The 16254-nt window shown below is 34.0% G+C and carries 17 protein-coding genes and 2 pseudogenes; 12 read left to right on the top strand and 7 right to left on the bottom strand.

Features of this window, described 5'->3' with window-relative positions:
• Nucleotides 1–3: 3 nt before the first annotated feature.
• The 4 genes from lon to BLW20_RS06180 all read right to left on the bottom strand — a co-directional run bounded on the left by lon (nt 4) and on the right by BLW20_RS06180 (nt 5484).
• A complete protein-coding gene (gene lon, locus BLW20_RS06195) occupies nt 4–2469 on the bottom strand; it encodes an endopeptidase La (protein ID WP_091097567.1) in 2466 nt (821 codons plus the stop codon).
• 159 nt (nt 2470–2628) lie between these two features.
• Nucleotides 2629–3216, bottom strand: coding sequence for a hypothetical protein (locus BLW20_RS06190; RefSeq protein WP_143037743.1), 588 nt, complete (start codon nt 3214–3216; stop codon nt 2629–2631).
• Between the two features lie 105 nt (nt 3217–3321).
• Nucleotides 3322–4632, bottom strand: a complete 1311-nt coding sequence (locus BLW20_RS06185) for an MFS transporter (protein WP_091097559.1) — start codon at nt 4630–4632, stop codon at nt 3322–3324.
• Between the two features lie 42 nt (nt 4633–4674).
• The gene (locus BLW20_RS06180; protein WP_091097556.1) at nt 4675–5484 is read right to left on the bottom strand and encodes a M48 family metallopeptidase; all 810 of its coding nucleotides are present in this window, start codon (nt 5482–5484) and stop codon (nt 4675–4677) included.
• 82 nt (nt 5485–5566) lie between these two features.
• On the opposite strand from BLW20_RS06180, the gene BLW20_RS06175 reads away from it, so the two are divergent.
• The gene (locus tag BLW20_RS06175; RefSeq protein ID WP_091097552.1) at nt 5567–6421 is read left to right on the top strand and encodes an alpha/beta hydrolase family protein; all 855 of its coding nucleotides are present in this window, start codon (nt 5567–5569) and stop codon (nt 6419–6421) included.
• Nucleotides 6422–6497: 76 nt separating this feature from the next.
• Nucleotides 6498–6878 (top strand): peptide-methionine (R)-S-oxide reductase MsrB, encoded by a 381-nt coding sequence (gene msrB, locus BLW20_RS06170; protein WP_218143512.1) that lies wholly within the window; start codon nt 6498–6500, stop codon nt 6876–6878.
• Here the strand turns inward: msrB and BLW20_RS06165 are convergent.
• Nucleotides 6875–7603, bottom strand: a complete 729-nt coding sequence (locus BLW20_RS06165) for a biotin--[acetyl-CoA-carboxylase] ligase (protein ID WP_091097546.1) — start codon at nt 7601–7603, stop codon at nt 6875–6877. The two genes, msrB and BLW20_RS06165, sit on opposite strands and share 4 nt — an antisense overlap.
• 95 nt (nt 7604–7698) lie before the next feature.
• Between BLW20_RS06165 and rsfS the strand changes: the two genes are divergently transcribed.
• The 10 genes and pseudogenes from rsfS to BLW20_RS06120 all read left to right on the top strand — a co-directional run bounded on the left by rsfS (nt 7699) and on the right by BLW20_RS06120 (nt 14940).
• Nucleotides 7699–8082 carry a ribosome silencing factor gene (gene rsfS / locus BLW20_RS06160; protein WP_091097541.1) on the top strand — a complete coding sequence of 128 codons (384 nt, stop codon included), beginning with the start codon at nt 7699–7701 and terminating at the stop codon, nt 8080–8082.
• Nucleotides 8083–8085: 3 nt separating this feature from the next.
• Complete coding sequence (ftsH, locus tag BLW20_RS06155) at nt 8086–10026, top strand: ATP-dependent zinc metalloprotease FtsH (RefSeq protein ID WP_091097538.1); 1941 nt, start codon at nt 8086–8088, stop codon at nt 10024–10026.
• A gap of 111 nt (nt 10027–10137) precedes the next feature.
• Nucleotides 10138–10737, top strand: a complete 600-nt coding sequence (locus BLW20_RS06150) for an LUD domain-containing protein (protein WP_091097536.1) — start codon at nt 10138–10140, stop codon at nt 10735–10737.
• Between the two features lies 1 nt (nt 10738).
• Nucleotides 10739–11533, top strand: a complete 795-nt coding sequence (locus BLW20_RS06145; protein ID WP_091097533.1) for a phosphatidate cytidylyltransferase — start codon at nt 10739–10741, stop codon at nt 11531–11533.
• Nucleotides 11533–12186, top strand: coding sequence for a phosphatidylserine decarboxylase family protein (locus tag BLW20_RS06140; RefSeq protein WP_091097529.1), 654 nt, complete (start codon nt 11533–11535; stop codon nt 12184–12186). The genes BLW20_RS06145 and BLW20_RS06140 overlap by 1 nt, the downstream gene beginning before the upstream one ends.
• Entirely contained in the window at nt 12186–12443 is a 258-nt protein-coding gene (locus BLW20_RS06135) for an acyl-CoA-binding protein (RefSeq protein ID WP_091097526.1), read from the top strand. Before BLW20_RS06140 ends, BLW20_RS06135 begins: the two co-directional genes overlap by 1 nt.
• Nucleotides 12444–12447: 4 nt before the next feature.
• The gene (locus tag BLW20_RS06130; RefSeq protein WP_091097524.1) at nt 12448–13212 is read left to right on the top strand and encodes a superoxide dismutase; all 765 of its coding nucleotides are present in this window, start codon (nt 12448–12450) and stop codon (nt 13210–13212) included.
• A 48-nt stretch (nt 13213–13260) separates the two neighbouring features.
• A pseudogene (locus BLW20_RS14855) lies at nt 13261–13607 on the top strand (transposase); the annotation flags it as partial.
• 22 nt (nt 13608–13629) lie between these two features.
• On the top strand, nt 13630–14598 hold the full coding sequence (locus BLW20_RS06125) for a thioredoxin family protein (protein ID WP_091097520.1): 969 nt from the start codon (nt 13630–13632) through the stop codon (nt 14596–14598).
• On the top strand, nt 14599–14940 hold the full coding sequence (locus BLW20_RS06120) for a low molecular weight phosphatase family protein (RefSeq protein ID WP_091097517.1): 342 nt from the start codon (nt 14599–14601) through the stop codon (nt 14938–14940).
• Here BLW20_RS06120 and BLW20_RS06115 read toward each other — a convergent pair whose 3' ends face one another.
• Both BLW20_RS06115 and BLW20_RS06110 read right to left on the bottom strand, forming a co-directional pair.
• On the bottom strand, nt 14941–15417 hold the full coding sequence (locus BLW20_RS06115) for a hypothetical protein (RefSeq protein ID WP_177165042.1): 477 nt from the start codon (nt 15415–15417) through the stop codon (nt 14941–14943). It abuts the gene before it with no gap.
• Nucleotides 15418–16056, bottom strand: a pseudogene (locus BLW20_RS06110) (Fic family protein); the annotation flags it as partial.
• Nucleotides 16057–16254 lie beyond the last annotated feature (198 nt).

The following is a 16254-nucleotide window of genomic DNA, read 5'->3' as shown; positions in this document are numbered from 1 at the left end:
AAATTAAGCTTCTTTAACGGTAAGCTCTTTTGCATTTTTAACTTTTTGGTTTGTTAATGCTAAATCGATTACTTCAGTCATTTTATCAACATAATGAAACGTTAAACCTGTTAAATATTCAGGTTTAATCTGATCGATATCGCGTTTATTCTCTTTACACAGAATAATTTCTTTAATATTTGCTCGTTTTGCTGCCAAAATTTTTTCTTTAATCCCACCCACCGGAAGCACTTTTCCACGCAAGGTAATTTCACCGGTCATGGCTATATTTTTCTTGATCTTGCGCTGTGTAAAACTTGAGACCATTGAGGTTAACATGGCAATACCTGCCGACGGACCGTCTTTTGGTGTAGCACCTTCGGGTACATGAACGTGAATTTTGAATTTATCAAAAACTTTAGCATCAATACCGAACAAGTTGCTGTTTGATTTTATATATTCCAATGCAATTGTGGCCGATTCTTTCATTACATTCCCCAGATTTCCGGTCATTGTAAGTGTTCCTTTTCCTTCAGACAAAATCGATTCGATAAACAAAATATCGCCTCCAACGCGTGTCCATGCTAAACCTGTAACCACACCGGCAACATCGTTATTTTCGTATTTGTCATAATCAAATTTTGGTGCACCCAATATTTTAATAATATCTTCTTCGGTCAATTTCTGATTGAATTCTTCTTCCAGCACAACCGATTTTGCAATGTAACGAACAATAGTGGCAACTTCTTTATCTAAACGTCGAACACCTGATTCACGCGTGTATTTCGTAACGATAAATTCCATTACTTTTTTAGGAATGTTGATTGCTTTAGCATCTAACCCATGCTCTTTTAACTGTTTAGGAAGCAGATGTTGTCTTAAAATCTCTGTTTTTTCTTCAATGGTGTACCCGTTCATTTCAATAACTTCCATACGGTCTAACAAAGCCGGCTGAATCGTATTTAAACTGTTTGATGTTGCAATGAACATTACTTTTGATAAATCGAAACCTAATTCTACGAAATTGTCGTAAAATTCTTTGTTTTGTTCGGGGTCTAAAACTTCTAACATGGCGCTTGATGGATCGCCCTGATGACTGCTTGACAACTTATCAATTTCATCTAAAACAAAAACAGGATTCGATGTTTTGGCTTTTTTAATCGATTGAATGATACGTCCCGGCATCGCGCCAATATACGTTTTACGGTGACCACGGATCTCGGCTTCATCTCGTAATCCACCTAACGAAATACGGACATATTCACGCCCCAACGCCGTTGCAATGGATTTGCCAATAGATGTTTTACCAACTCCTGGTGGACCGTACAAACACAAAATAGGCGATTTCATATCGTTACGAAGCTTTAAAACAGCCATGTGTTCAATGACCCGACGTTTTACATCTTCTAAACCATAATGATCTTTATCTAAAATCTTTTTGGCATTTTTTAAATCGAATTTATCTTTGGTGTATTCGTTCCAAGGCAATTCTAACAAAAGTTCCAGATAATTCCGTTGGATAGAAAATTCGGCAACTTGCGGATTCATACGTTGCATTTTGCTTAATTCCTTGTCAAAATGTTCTTGTATTTTTGCGTCCCATTTTTTTGTTTTTGCCTTGTTGCGTAATTCTTCAAATTCTTGTTCATGCGAAACACCACCCAATTCTTCCTGAATGGTTTTAATTTGCTGATGAAGAAAATATTCTTTTTGTTGCTGGTCTAAATCGATTCGTACTTTGGTTTGAATATCGTTTTTCAACGTAAGCTTTTGCAGTTCTAAATTCATTCTGCGAAGCGTTTCAAAAGCACGTTGCTTTAAATTATTGATTTCTAACAAAGCCTGTTTATCTGCAACATCAAGATTTAAGTTTGATGAAACAAAATTCACCAAAAACGAATTACTTTCTATGTTTTTTAAAGCAAATGCCGCTTCAGATGGAATGTTTGGATTTTCACGTACAATTTCCTGCGCAGTTTCTTTAATAGATTCAATTAGTGTTGGAAATTCTAAATCGTCTTCCTCAGGTTTTTCATCAATAATATCCACTACTTTTGCTTTTAAATAAGGATTTTCCTGAGTGATTTGATCAATAGCAAATCGTTTCTTGCCTTGTAAAATCACTGTAATATTACCATCGGGTAATTTCAAGGTCTTTAAAATCTTAGCTACGGTTCCAAAACGGTAAATGTCATTTCCGTTAGGAAATTCGATTTGTTCGTTAATTTGAGCAACAACGCCAATGGTTTTATCACCTGCCAAAGCATCGTTGATTAATTTTATCGATTTATCACGCCCGGCAGTTATCGGGATTACCACTCCTGGAAACAACACCATGTTGCGCAAGGGAAGGATACTAAGTTCTGTGGGAATTTCTTCCTTATTCATTGCTTCTTCATCGTCTTGTGAAAACAAAGGAATGAATTCTGCATTTTCATTTAAATCTTGTAGTGACAAATTGTCTAATGATATGATTTTTTCGTGTGCCATAAATATATTATAAGTCAAAATGTCATTTATTGATGTAAATAACATTTAAAAACATTAAATTTCGTGTACTTTTAATTTAACTACTTAATGTTTCAATATTTATGCCAATAAAAAAACCTTACAACAGTAAGGTTTTAATGATAAATATATTAATTAGAATTATTCATAGTGAATGTAACTGAATTGCCCGTTTGTAATTCGTTGAGGTTGTAAAGATAATTCTGTTTCTTCCTCTTCATATGGATAAAGGATATAATCAAAATTACCGTTCATATATTGTGCTGTACCATTTACGTGGGTTATATTGGCATAACCTGCATTTTGGTTCTCATCTGCATTATTTGTAGAGTATTCTATCCATACTTTCTCTAATTCTTCTTCCTCATTTGGTATTAATTCCTGAATACGTAAAGTAGCACTACTTAAATAATTGCTTGGATTATCGATACTTAATGTTGTTGGAAAATTACCAATTTCCATAGCACTAAAATTAATATAAAGATAAGCAGCTTTATAACGAGTTTCCGGATTTGATGTATCTTCAGTGTTAACTATTGATAATTTAGAAACAATAGACATACCTCCGCCTGAGAAATCTACTGAAACCTCATCAGTTATAACAGTTTGTTTCGAGTTTAAATCAAAACTAAGTATAGGGTTTCCGGGTAAACTGTCATCTTTTACTTTTTCATCAATGGCTTCAGTCTCACACGCTGCAAATCCTGTTGCTAAAACGATTGATGCCAAAATATATTTTAATTTTCTCATAAGATTTAGTAAGAATGTTAAATTTATCCAAATATAAAATTATTTTTTTTACATACGAAAAGATTTGTAAAAATATTATTTATTTTAACTAACCGCTTGTCTTTTGGATGTTTTTATCAGTAAAATAATACCTATTGCGAAAAAAACAATCAAAAATAAAATGGCATTTTGCATTTTTCCTGTTATTTGGGCAATGATACCGTAAACCAGCATTCCTATAACAATACCTATTTTCTCGGTTACATCATAAAAGCTGAAAAAAGAGGTGGTGTCTTTAGTGTTTAATGGCAATAATTTGGAATAGGTGGAACGTGACAATGACTGAATACCGCCCATTACCAAACCAACCATAGCGGCTACAATGTAAAAACTTGTTGGTTTTACTACAAAATAGGCACAAATACAGATAATAATCCATGCGGTGTTTATAAGGATCAGTGTGTTAATGTTTCCAAATCTTTTTGATAATTTCGATGTAAAAATGGCTCCGGCTACAGCAATTAATTGAATTAAAAGAATGCTTACAATTAAACCCATCTGGCGTTGATCGTCACTTTCCCATTGCACTTCCTTTTCGCCAAAATAAGCAGCAATAATCATAACTGTTTGTACTGCCATGCTGTAAACAAAAAAGGCACCTAAATATCCTTTTAAAACGGGATATTGCTTTAATTCATTGAAAATTCGTTTTAATTCTCTGAAACCTGAAAAGAATGCTTGTGAGTTGATTTTGTTTGCATTTCTGAAATTAGGTAAGAATCTGTAAGAAATCTGACTGAAACCCAACCACCAGATTCCAACCAATACAAAGGATACTTTCATTGCCTGCATGGGACTTTCAAATCCAAACCATTCACTTTTCATAATCATTATTAAATTAATGATAAGGAGTATGACCGAACCAATGTATCCTAATGAATATCCTTTGGCTGAAATGGCATCTTGTTGTTCAGGAAAAGCAATATCGGGCAGATAAGAGTTATAAAAAACCAGACTTCCCCAAAATCCAATCAAGGCAAGCATATAGAAAAACAGGCTGAAGTACAGATTTTCAAGGTTAAAAAAATAGAGCATCATACAGGAAATGGAACCAATAAAGCAGAACAGCTTCAGAAAAAACTTCTTATTTCCTAAAAAATCTGCAACGCCCGAAAGCAGCGGAGATATAAAAGCAATTATTAAAAAACCAATGGCTGTTACATAGCTAATTATAGATTCGCTTGGTGTTTCGATGCCAAAAAAAGTTGCAGATGTTTTGTTTTCTAACCGAAACAACGCACCATAAAACAAAGGGAAAATTGATGAGGAGATAACTAATGCATATACAGAATTAGCCCAGTCGTAAAAAGCCCATGCATTAAGCACTTTTTTTTCACCTTTTATAGTTGTTTTCATAAGAGAAAGTTAAGGCAGTTGTTACACTGCCTGGTAGTTAAGTTAATATTTTTTGCCAAATTTAGCAGCTTCTGCTTTTGCTTCGGGGATTAATTTTTTAATGTTGGCGATACGGGTTTGATCGCTGGGGTGGGTGCTTAACAGTTCGGGAGTTGATGAACCTCCGCTTTTATCAGACATTCGCTGCCAAAAACTTAATGCTTCGTTGGGGTTATATCCTGCAACAGCCATTAAAATTAAACCTATTTTGTCGGCCTCTGATTCGTGTTTTCTACTAAACGGCATCATGCCTGCTACATTACTTCCTGCTCCATAAGCCATCATCGCTAATTGTTTGGTTTGATCGCTACTGCTATTTGTAGCCACACCAACGCCAACAGCTCCTAATTGTTGTAATACAGAAGCACTCATTCGTTGTTGCCCGTGATTGGCTAAGGCATGTGCCACTTCGTGTCCCATTACTGTTGCCAGTCCGGCTTCACCTTTTGCTACGTTCATTAATCCTGTATAAACCACAATCTTTCCACCAGGCATACACCAGGCATTAACAGCGTTATCTTGTACCAGTTTATATTCCCATTTATAATCTTGTAAATAATTAGAGTAACCATTGGCAGATAACCATTGTTGTGAAGCTTTTCTTATTTTATCACCAACTTTTTGTACCATTTGTGCGTCTGAAGTTCCGGTAACAACTTTATTTTCCTTTATAAACTCTGAGTATTGCTGAAACGATGAAGTAAATAAAGAACTGTCAGGTACAAATGCCATTGTTTTTTTTCCTGTAAACGGATTGGTAGCACAGGCTAACAATAGCGCTGCAGCTCCGCATAATATAATTGTCTTTTTCATAGTTGTAAGTTTTAATTTTTTCTAAAATTATGAAATAATCTAACGAATACCTTTTAACTTTGTTATGTAAAATTATAAAATTATGGCGCAAAAACAAGCAAAGGTTTTAGAAGTTCCTGCTTATATAAAAAATACATCAAAAGTTTTAAGTAGGCTGAATAAGAATCTGGCAGCTGCCTTTGCCTTAAAATTATTTGAGACACCTATTAAATATAAATTGCCTAAACGCGAACAGAAAATGTACGAGGTTTCGCATAAATCAAATTTGATATTACCCGAATGCCAAAAAGAAATAACGGTGTACGAAAACAAATTTGGTTCAAAAAAAGTACTGCTGGTACACGGGTGGAACGGTCGCGGAACACAACTGGTATCTATTGCCAAGGCTTTTAAAGGCTTAAATTATTCTATTATTAGTTTTGATGCTCCGGGGCACGGTAAAAGTCCGAAAACCACAACCAATATGAAGCATTTTATTGAAGCCATTTTTGAACTGGATAAAAAATACAATGGTTTTGACGTCATTGTGGGGCATTCGCTTGGTGGTATGAGTATTATCAATGCGTTAGGCAGGGGTTTATCTACCCCAAAAGCAGTTATTATTGGCAGCGGAAACAAAACAAAGGATATTACCGATGATTTCTTGACGACTATTGGCATGAGCAAAAAAATGACGCCTTTTTTAGTTAATTTATTTGAACGAAAATACAATGAAAAAATGGCTAATTACGATGTGGAATTGCACGCCGGAAAAGTTCAGATACCCGTTCTGGTGATTCACGATAAAAATGATAAAGATGTGCCTTTTACATCAGCAGAAGCAATTAATAATCAATTGATAAACGGCGAGTTGATGATTACCAGCGGATTAGGACATCGAAAAATATTAGGAGATGAACAAGTTATTCAGAAAATTATCCAGTTTGTTACCAGTTAAATTATTTTGGATCATTTTATGTGTACAATTTATAAGCTGTAAAGAACAAACCGCAAACGCACAAATATTAGAACAAATGACAGAACAAGATTGGAAAGAAAAATTAACTCCCGAAGAATATTATATTTTAAGGGAAAAAGGTACCGAAAGACCTTTTAGCGGCACATATAACGATTTTTTTGAAAAAGGACATTACGTTTGTGCTGCCTGTGGCAATAAATTGTTTGAATCAACCACCAAGTACAACTCATCTTGCGGGTGGCCATCTTTTGATCAGGCGATCGAAGGCTCGGTAAAATACACAAAAGATACATCGCACGGAATGATTAGGGTAGAGGTAACCTGTGCAAAATGTGACGGACATTTAGGGCATGTTTTTGATGACGGACCTAAAGACACTACCGGAACCAGATATTGTATGAATTCGGTTTCGTTAAAATTTGTACCTGAAAATTAATACATCAGTTTTACATCTTTCAAATTAAAACATTGTAAATCGTCATTCTCAAGCTGTATAACCAATTGACCATGACGGTTTACTTCTTTAATAATCCCGTTGAATTTTTTACCGTTTTTATCCTCAAAAACACTGATAACGTCTTTTTTAAATAAATGGCTGTGGTAAAATTGCCATTCTTCTTCAATATTGTTTTTTAGATTCAGTGTGCCTTTTTTTATGTTTTCAACGATATTATTCAATAACAATTCAAAATTAACCGTTATTCCATATTGATTTAAGATAGATGATGCTTGCGGAAATCCATTAAAATTTGTTTGGTCGCAATTAATTCCAATACCGATTACCGAACTTATACTGCCATTAGCATGTATGCTGTTTTCAATTAAAATACCGGCAATTTTTTTATTGTATGACAAAATGTCGTTAGGCCATTTTACATAAATATTCGTTAAATTTAAAGCAAATAATGCTTTTAATACCGCATTGGAAACTAATATGTTAAGAGAAAATAACCGATCAACAGTAAGATAATCTCCATTTAGAAAGATGCTGAATGTAAGGTTCTTAGCCTCATCGGTAACCCAGGTTGACCCCATTTGTCCTTTTCCTTTAGTTTGTACAGCAGCCCAAACTACAGTAAAATCAGCCAAATTATTGGCAGCTGACAAATTTTTTATAAAATCATTCGTAGAAGATATGGCATTGAGTTTGATTAAATACATTATAAATAGTATCTTTAGGAACTTTAGGACAAAAATAACTTAAATAACCCGATACAATTTGATAAATTTGCAATAATTAAGTACAAAATACATACATGAACGAAAGCAAAAAGAACAACGAGGCGTTATTAGCCTTGATTATTGAAGGAATAGACAACGTTAAAGGAGAAAATATTACCATTTTAGATTTAAGAGCCATTGAAAACACTGCTTGCGATTATTTTGTAATCTGCGATGGAAACTCAAACACACAGGTAAATGCTATTTCAGGATCTATACAGCGTACCGTATCTAAAGAATTAAAAGATAAACCTTGGCACGTAGAAGGTACCGATCAGGCAAACTGGGTATTAATGGACTACATAAACATTGTGGTTCACATTTTCCAGAAAGAAACCCGCGAGTATTATAATATTGAAGACCTTTGGGGCGATGCGAAAATCACACAGGTAACTTCTAACCATTCACACAGTAATTAATTTATGAAAAATCCCGTAAATAACAAGCCCAAGTATAATCCTTGGATGCTTTATGCAGGTTTAATATTTATACTTTTTGCCATTTCGTTAACAACAGGCGGAGGTAGTTTTGGCGATGGTAAAACAATTGGCTTGTCTAAATTCTACGAATATTTAGATAACAGTCAGGTAGAAAAAGTTGTTTTTAACAATTCATCAGCTCAGGTTTTTTTGAGTGAGTCAGCAAAAAGCAATCCGGAACACCAAAAAAATAACAAACCCACTTTATTAAGTTCAATGAGCAGCGGTCCGGATTATGTGGTTGAAATAGCTAATAAAGATCTGTTTGAAGAAAAATTAATTCAGGCATCTTCCGAAGGAAAGATCGAAGAATTTAGCAACGAAAAAGAAAGCAACTGGGGCGGTATCCTTTTATCATTATTGCCAATTATCTTAATTCCTGTAGTGTGGATTTTTATGATGCGCAAAATGAGCGGCGGATCAGGAGCCGGTGGCGGACAAATTTTTTCAATAGGAAAATCGAGAGCCAAATTATTTGATGAAAAAAACGATATACGTGTTACATTCAACGATGTTGCCGGATTAGAAGGTGCAAAAGAAGAAATTCAGGAAATAGTTGAGTTCTTAAAGAATCCTCAAAAATATACATCTATTGGAGGTAAAATACCAAAAGGTGCCTTATTAGTTGGACCTCCGGGAACAGGAAAAACGCTATTGGCAAAAGCCGTTGCCGGTGAAGCACAAGTGCCGTTTTTCTCATTGTCAGGTTCCGATTTTGTTGAAATGTTTGTTGGGGTAGGTGCTTCTCGTGTGCGCGATTTGTTTAAACAGGCAAAAGAAAAATCGCCTGCCATAATTTTTATCGATGAAATCGATGCAATTGGTAGAGCTCGTGGAAAATCTAACTTTTCAGGTTCAAATGACGAACGTGAAAACACATTAAATCAATTGTTAACCGAAATGGACGGTTTTGGTACCAATACCAACGTTATTGTGTTAGCCGCTACAAACCGAGCCGAAATTTTAGACAAGGCATTAATGCGTGCCGGACGTTTTGACAGACAAATCTATGTAGATTTACCGGATGTGAACGAACGCAAGCAAATTTTTGAAGTTCATTTAAAGAAAATTAAAAAGGTTGATAACCTTGATATTGATTTTCTTGCAAAACAAACACCTGGTTTTTCAGGTGCCGATATTGCCAATGTTTGTAACGAAGCTGCCTTAACAGCTGCCCGCAAAAACAAAAAAGAAGTTGATAAACAAGACTTTTTAGATGCTGTTGACAGAATTGTTGGCGGATTAGAAAAAAAGAACAAAATCATTACTCCCGAAGAGAAATATGCTATTGCTATTCACGAAGCCGGACACGCAACCGTTTCCTGGCTTACAGAACACGCTGCACCTTTGGTTAAAGTAACTATTGTTCCCCGTGGAATGAGCCTGGGAGCTGCCTGGTATTTACCTGAAGAACGCCAAATTGTACGCACCGAACAAATGTTAGACGAAATGTGTGCAACAATGGGAGGTAGAGCTGCCGAGAAAGTAATTTTTGATAAAATTTCAACAGGAGCCCTGAGCGATTTGGAAAAAGTAAACAAACAAGCCCGTGCTATGGTAACCATTTACGGTTTAAATGATTCGTTAGGAAACATTACTTATTATGATTCGTCGGGTCAAAGCGAATACAATTTTTCAAAACCGTATTCAGAAGAAACGGCTAAATTAATCGACAAAGAAATTTCGGCATTGATTGAAGGACAATACCAAAGAGCCATTGATCTTTTAACCGAAAATAAAGATAAATTAGTGCAACTGGCTGACTTGCTTTGTGAGAAAGAAGTAATCTTCCGCGAAGATTTAGAAGATATTTTTGGCAAACGTTCCTTTGATAATAAAGATATAATTGATGTAACATCAGAAAATGAATCTGAAGTGGTTTAAAATTAATTCTTTAACATATTCATACAAAAACTTGGCTTAACATTCTGTTAAACCAAGTTTTTTTTTATCTTTGAACTAAAATGCCATAAAGTCCCCTGTTTTAAATAACAAATGAATATATTTAAAAAAATTTTAAGCACTTTTACGTCTTCTCGTCAAAATAAAGAGGAAGAAGAGAGCAAATATCTTCCTGAAAAAGAAATTCCGGTTGATGAGCAATTTACCTGTAACTTTAAGTTAAACGGAGGTAAATTTTTATATTGTGAAACAGAAGAAGAGCTTGAAGAAAATTTTATAAGTATTTTACAGGAAAACGACTGGTTTGAAATCGAAGCTTTGACCTTTGAAAAAGACCTTCAGCATTATTTGTCAGAAAATAAATTAAGCTATAAAAATCCAAGCAATCCAATGTTTTTGCTAACCGGTTGCGAAAGTCTAATTGCACAAGACGGTTCTGTTTTGTTTTCGTCTAAACAACTGTTTCATTATAAACCCAACGAATTACCTAAAAATATTATTGTAATTGCAAAAGCAAGCCAGATTACGCGTTCAAAAAGCGATGGTCTTCGCAATATTAAAATGCGTTATGCAAACGAAATCCCAACCAATATCACAACAATGCAACATTTTAAAGAGAGCAAAACCGATAATTTTTTACAGTACGGTATTCAGGCTAAAAACCTTTATTTATTATTGTTAGAAGATTTTTAATATGAATGAAGTTGTAAAACGTACCCTTTCGGGAATTTTATATATTGCACTGTTAGTTGGTGCAATTTTGTTTTCAAAGGATACCTTTCTTATCTTGTTCGGTTTCTTTTACATAGTGGCTGTTTTTGAGTTTTGCAGATTGTACCAAATCAACAAAATAACGGGTTACGCCATTTCAGTAATATTTGCCTTATCGTTATTCTTTATCAATAATAATACACTTAACAGTACTTACTTAATAGTATTACCGTTTAGTTGTTATCTCATTATTGATCTTTTTCAAAACCAGTTTTCTAAAGAAAATTCCACAATTAAAAAATACCTGCATTTAATAGGTTATGTAGTAATTCCTTTTTTAATCATTACGCAATTGCCTTATTTAAATGAGGCATACACCCCTTTGTTAATATTAAGTATTTTTATAATGATATGGTGTAATGACACTTTTGCTTATATTTGCGGCAAGCTATTAGGAAAACATAAACTCTATGAGAAAATATCGCCTAAAAAAACAATAGAAGGTTTTATAGGGGGTGTTGTTTTTACCCAAATTGCTGCATTTGTAATATTCAAATTTACAAACACACAAGCATCATTGCTATTCTGGATATTGATAGGTTTAGCCATAAGTGTTTTGGGTACTGTTGGCGATTTGGTAGAGTCAAAATATAAGCGTCAGGCGGGTATAAAAGACAGTGGAGCAATCATGCCCGGTCATGGTGGTATTTTAGATCGGTTAGACAGCATATTGTTTGCTGCACCATTTTTATTTTTAATTTATAAAATTGTTATGTAATGTTTCATAAAGAAGGAGCTAAAATCATTTTCTTTTCACTTTTAATTGCAGTTGCAGTTATAATAGGTGTTGAATACATCATTGATATTCCATGGATTATTAAAAGTGTACAAATACTAGCGTTACTTTTTTTAGTAATTATTTTACAGTTTTTCAGAAATCCAAACCGGGCGCTAAATGACATTGCTGACCATTTGATATTAGCACCGGTAGATGGTAAAGTGGTTGTTATAGAAGAAGTTTACGAACCCGAATATTTCAAAGACAAACGTTTAATGGTATCTATATTTATGTCGCCCATAAATGTTCATGTTACCCGATATGCTTTAAACGGAATTGTAAAATACAGTAAATACCATCCTGGGAAATATTTGGTTGCATGGCATCCAAAAGCAAGTGAAGAAAACGAACGTACCACTGTGGTTATTGACAATCCCGTGTACGGAGAGGTAATGTACAGACAAATTGCCGGAGCTTTGGCTAAACGAATTGTAAACTACGCAAAAGTAGGTCACAGAGTTAATCAGGGCGATGATGCCGGGTTTATAAAATTTGGATCCCGTGTTGATTTATACTTGCCGTTAGGTACAAATGTAAATGTGGTTCTTAATCAAAAGGCACGCGGTAACAAAACGGTAATTGCCAATAAATAATGCAAAATATAGACGAATTATTTCAAGAAGCTTATCAAAAAGCATCGACTACAAAAGTAGAATTACCACCCGATATCCGATTGCGGTTATATGCTTATTATAAACAGGCAACCTTAGATTATTTACATAATTTTATACATCAGGAAATGGATCTTGTCCGCGGTTTCAAATTTAATGCATGGAAACAAGTTCTACATTTAACACAAGAAGACGCAAAAAAATTGTATATTGAACTGGTTAACTCATTAAATCTATAATTGTATGAAAAGAAACGTTTTATTATTAACAGCAATTGCTTCTTTTATCATTATTAGTTGTAAAGATAAAGAAGAAATGACCGAAGTTCAGATTCCGGATGCTACAGAAACCGCTTCAGTACCGGTAGATGGCGATCCAAAATCGGTAGTTGCCAATCAAGGAGCCTTTCAAATGAAAGGATTAAACTACGGTTACAACGATTTAGAACCTTATATGGATGCACAAACGGTTGAAACACATTATTCTAAACACCATTTGGGCTACTGTAACAAGTTAAACGATGCCGTGAAAGGAACACCTTTAGAAACCATGTCTATTGAAGAGATTTTGAAAGGATTGGATTTAAAAAACAGTACCCTTCGCAATAATGCCGGTGGTTATTACAACCATAACATCTTCTGGGAAATCATTGGACCAAAAGCGGGCGGTAGAGCAACAGGAAAAGTAGCTGAACTGATTAACAGAGATTTTGGTAGTTTTGATGAATTTAAAACGCAGTTTACCGAAAAAGCAAAAGGATTATTTGGTTCAGGCTGGGTTTGGTTAGTTTATCAAAACGATGGAACATTGAAAATTACCACATCGGTAAATCAAGACAATCCGCTGATGCCTAATGCAGAAGTAAAAGGCTATCCTTTAATGAATATCGATGTTTGGGAACATGCTTATTACCTAAAATATAAAAACGACCGACCAAAATATATCGAAAATTTCTGGCAATTAGTTGATTGGAATAAAGTAGAATATCGTTTGTCTTTGATAAAATAAAAAAGAGAGGATGTGCCCTCTCTTTTTTTAGGCACTGAAAATCAAAGATTTTCGACTAAATCTTTACGAACTATTTTTCGATAAACATATCGACAAATCAGCTCAAGTTATTACAGACGACTGGAAAGAATACCGCCCTAAAAAAATTTAATATCATTCAAATCCCAAGTAATAAAGACAGAAATTTTCCAATACTCCATACGATGGTTCACCAAGTGAAATTGTGGATAAAAACTACTTATTTTTGTGGTTCGGAGTTCAATATCAACCGATATTTAAGCGAATTTTGTTTCAGAATCAATCGTTCTCAATCCAAACAAACGATATTCAATAACCTCATTAAAAGAATGATTAAAAGAAGCTCCGTTGCAAAAGCCGATTTTATATGTAATTAAGTTATCACCTTTATAATTTTATATGAAACTATTAATTAGCACAATAGCTTTACTTTTAGCACCAGTTTATTTAAACGCTCAGACTGATTGTGAAAAAATTTTAGATCAGAAGATAAACTTACATGAAGATGACTTTGAAACGATACAACAAGAATTGGTTACTAATTTTTCAAAACTTATTGATTGTGGATTGGATAAAGTAGATATGGTCTTTTTTGGACAACCTCCTGTTTTGGCAGCTTTAGTGATAGGTTGGATGAATGATGATCCCGAAAAAGTGACTTATCAAAGATTATTGGATGAAATTCTTAAAATGAAAGCTACTCCGGAATATACTGAATCCGTGAAATTTTATAATGACTTTCAACTTTTGAGAAGTAAAAAAATAGATCTTGAAAATTGGGATATTGATAGTAAATTGTTGCTAAAGTTAATGAAAGACGAACGGTTAGTAAATGCCATTTACCACGTGATTGAACAAAATCCAAATCAATACGATACGTACGGTGCAATGATTGATGATTTTAATAAAATGGCAGATTCAATGATTGATGTTAAAGAACCTGTCGAAGAATTGCCTGACTTTTTTAAAGATGCTGAACTTATTAATTATAATGAAATGCTTGAAAATGCAAAAGTGTCGGGTAAACCTTTACTGATCTTTTTCACTGCCTGTGCCGATGTTAATTCCAGAAAAATGGAAGATGCTTTTTTGTACGACAACGATATACAAAAACTTATTGCATCAGATTTTTATACAGTTACATTATTTGTGGATTCAAAAAAAGAAGTTCCTAAAGAATACATTACAACCAATCCAAAAACAGGGAAGGTAATGAAAACGTATGGTTCTTTTTATATAAAGATACAAGAAGAACAGTTTAAAAATCAAAACCAGCCGTTCTTTGTAATTGTTGGTAATAAAGGAAAAGTACTGAAAACACACGGTTTTACATTGAATAAAAAAGAATTTCAAAAATTTTTAAAATAAATGGTTCAAACAATCTTATTTGTATGTTCTGCTAACAAACAACGCTCTAAAACAGCTGAGGATTACTTTAGTAGTAAATATGCTGACATTCATTTTTTATCAGCTGGAACGAATAGCAAAATTTGCGAGCGTGAAGGAACCAATCCATTGACTATTGAAGTATTAGAACAAGCGGATTTAATATTTGTCATGGAACAAAAACACAAGAAACAAATAAGTGACTATTTGAACGGAAAGTTAAAAAAAGAAATCATTGTTTTAAATATTCCTGATATTTATAAATACTACCAAAAGGAATTGCTTGAAATTTTAGACCGAAAGGTAACACCGTATTTTAAATAACTATTGGATGTCAGATTCGTCATCTTCATCTAAAAAATTGAGTTCATCGCTTCGTTGCTCATAATCGGGTGCAATACCGGGTGGATTAAATAATCCCCAATTGTCTGTGATAAAATGTTTACTATTGAAGCCGGCAACCCATTCTATAAATAATAATCGAAACTCTTCAATCTGCTTGCGGATCAATTGGTAGTATTCCAAATCTTCAAAACCGAGCATTTTTAAGGTGTGATAGGACACCATCAAGTCACGTGCTGCTTTTCGGATTAAAGTTGCATTTTCCATTTTTAGATCATATAATTTCACCCCAAATGCGCCGGCTAATTTTGCTTGGATGAGCATAGCATCGCCTAACAACTGACCTTTTAAATCAGACAGCATAGGGTCATCCTCAGGAAATAAGTCGGTAATCGCTTTTAAGGTTTCAAAAATTTCTTCCGATTTTTTATATATGGGTGTGTGTAAGTAATTTTTCATTTATTGTGTTTTTTTTCCTTTCTCCGTTAAATAATATTTTTGATTTCGACTCGTTGGTTTATCAGGAATGGTCAATGCAATTAAACCTGCTTCGATGGCTGGTTGTAAGTATTTTTGCCTAAAATTTTCTCTATCAGATAAGCCTAACATTTCTTGTAATTCGCCACGGCTATGTGTTCCTTTAAATACTTTCAAAAGTTCTTTAACTTGCTGGGTATCTTGCTGGGTATCTTGCTGGGTTTGAGTTACAGATTCTGTTGAAGGCAACGTAACTCTTAAAAAGTTCTCAGAAAAATGAAAACAATCTTGTGTGTAAGCCTGTAAAATTCTTGGAATTCCTGATCCTAATTGTTCTACCAAATCTAAATCTTTGAAAATACGCATCAATTCTTTGTTTCTGATGATGGAATATCCTTCAAAAAACTCTTCTTTTGAAAGCCCTTCGGGTAAACTGCCATAAGAAGTGATTTCCAATCGGTCGTCAAAAATCTCGAATTTAGGAGCAACTTCTTTTGTATAATCATTATGCACAAACGCATTAATTACGGCTTCACGCAACGCAATAGCATTCCATAAACGCTGTTCTTTACGCTCTTTAGGAGTAATTTTAGCTAACGTTCGGTTTTCCAAATTCAATTTCACTACTAACCGACTAACTTTTCAAAATTAAGGAGCTTCCCATTGTGGTTAGCTCCTTTTTTCATATTTTGGTTTTACGACAAATCAAAAATATGAGCAATAAAGATACAGAAAAGAAATTAGTCGGTCAGCCGATTTTCAAACAAATCATCAATTTTATTCCAAAAGATAAATTTGATATGCTTGTCTACAAGCATA

Source organism: Paenimyroides marinum, from assembly GCF_900108395.1.
Lineage (GTDB): Bacteria > Bacteroidota > Bacteroidia > Flavobacteriales > Flavobacteriaceae > Flavobacterium > Flavobacterium marinum.
This window is presented reverse-complemented; position numbering and strand designations above follow the sequence as displayed.

What these genes read in the sequence shown, in the direction of transcription:
- BLW20_RS06125 (WP_091097520.1), top strand. Translation starts at nt 13,630, where the DNA reads ATGAAACTATTAATTAGCACAATAGCTTTACTTTTAGCACCAGTTTAT.
- BLW20_RS06145 (WP_091097533.1), top strand. Translation starts at nt 10,739, where the DNA reads ATGAATGAAGTTGTAAAACGTACCCTTTCGGGAATTTTATATATTGCA.
- BLW20_RS06130 (WP_091097524.1), top strand. Translation starts at nt 12,448, where the DNA reads ATGAAAAGAAACGTTTTATTATTAACAGCAATTGCTTCTTTTATCATT.
- BLW20_RS06140 (WP_091097529.1), top strand. Translation starts at nt 11,533, where the DNA reads ATGTTTCATAAAGAAGGAGCTAAAATCATTTTCTTTTCACTTTTAATT.
- BLW20_RS06185 (WP_091097559.1), bottom strand. Translation starts at nt 4,632, where the DNA reads ATGAAAACAACTATAAAAGGTGAAAAAAAAGTGCTTAATGCATGGGCT.
- rsfS (WP_091097541.1), top strand. Translation starts at nt 7,699, where the DNA reads ATGAACGAAAGCAAAAAGAACAACGAGGCGTTATTAGCCTTGATTATT.
- BLW20_RS06175 (WP_091097552.1), top strand. Translation starts at nt 5,567, where the DNA reads ATGGCGCAAAAACAAGCAAAGGTTTTAGAAGTTCCTGCTTATATAAAA.
- BLW20_RS06165 (WP_091097546.1), bottom strand. Translation starts at nt 7,603, where the DNA reads ATGTATTTAATCAAACTCAATGCCATATCTTCTACGAATGATTTTATA.
- ftsH (WP_091097538.1), top strand. Translation starts at nt 8,086, where the DNA reads ATGAAAAATCCCGTAAATAACAAGCCCAAGTATAATCCTTGGATGCTT.
- lon (WP_091097567.1), bottom strand. Translation starts at nt 2,469, where the DNA reads ATGGCACACGAAAAAATCATATCATTAGACAATTTGTCACTACAAGAT.
- BLW20_RS06115 (WP_177165042.1), bottom strand. Translation starts at nt 15,417, where the DNA reads ATGAAAAATTACTTACACACACCCATATATAAAAAATCGGAAGAAATT.
- BLW20_RS06135 (WP_091097526.1), top strand. Translation starts at nt 12,186, where the DNA reads ATGCAAAATATAGACGAATTATTTCAAGAAGCTTATCAAAAAGCATCG.
- BLW20_RS06180 (WP_091097556.1), bottom strand. Translation starts at nt 5,484, where the DNA reads ATGAAAAAGACAATTATATTATGCGGAGCTGCAGCGCTATTGTTAGCC.
- msrB (WP_218143512.1), top strand. Translation starts at nt 6,498, where the DNA reads ATGACAGAACAAGATTGGAAAGAAAAATTAACTCCCGAAGAATATTAT.
- BLW20_RS06150 (WP_091097536.1), top strand. Translation starts at nt 10,138, where the DNA reads ATGAATATATTTAAAAAAATTTTAAGCACTTTTACGTCTTCTCGTCAA.
- BLW20_RS06120 (WP_091097517.1), top strand. Translation starts at nt 14,599, where the DNA reads ATGGTTCAAACAATCTTATTTGTATGTTCTGCTAACAAACAACGCTCT.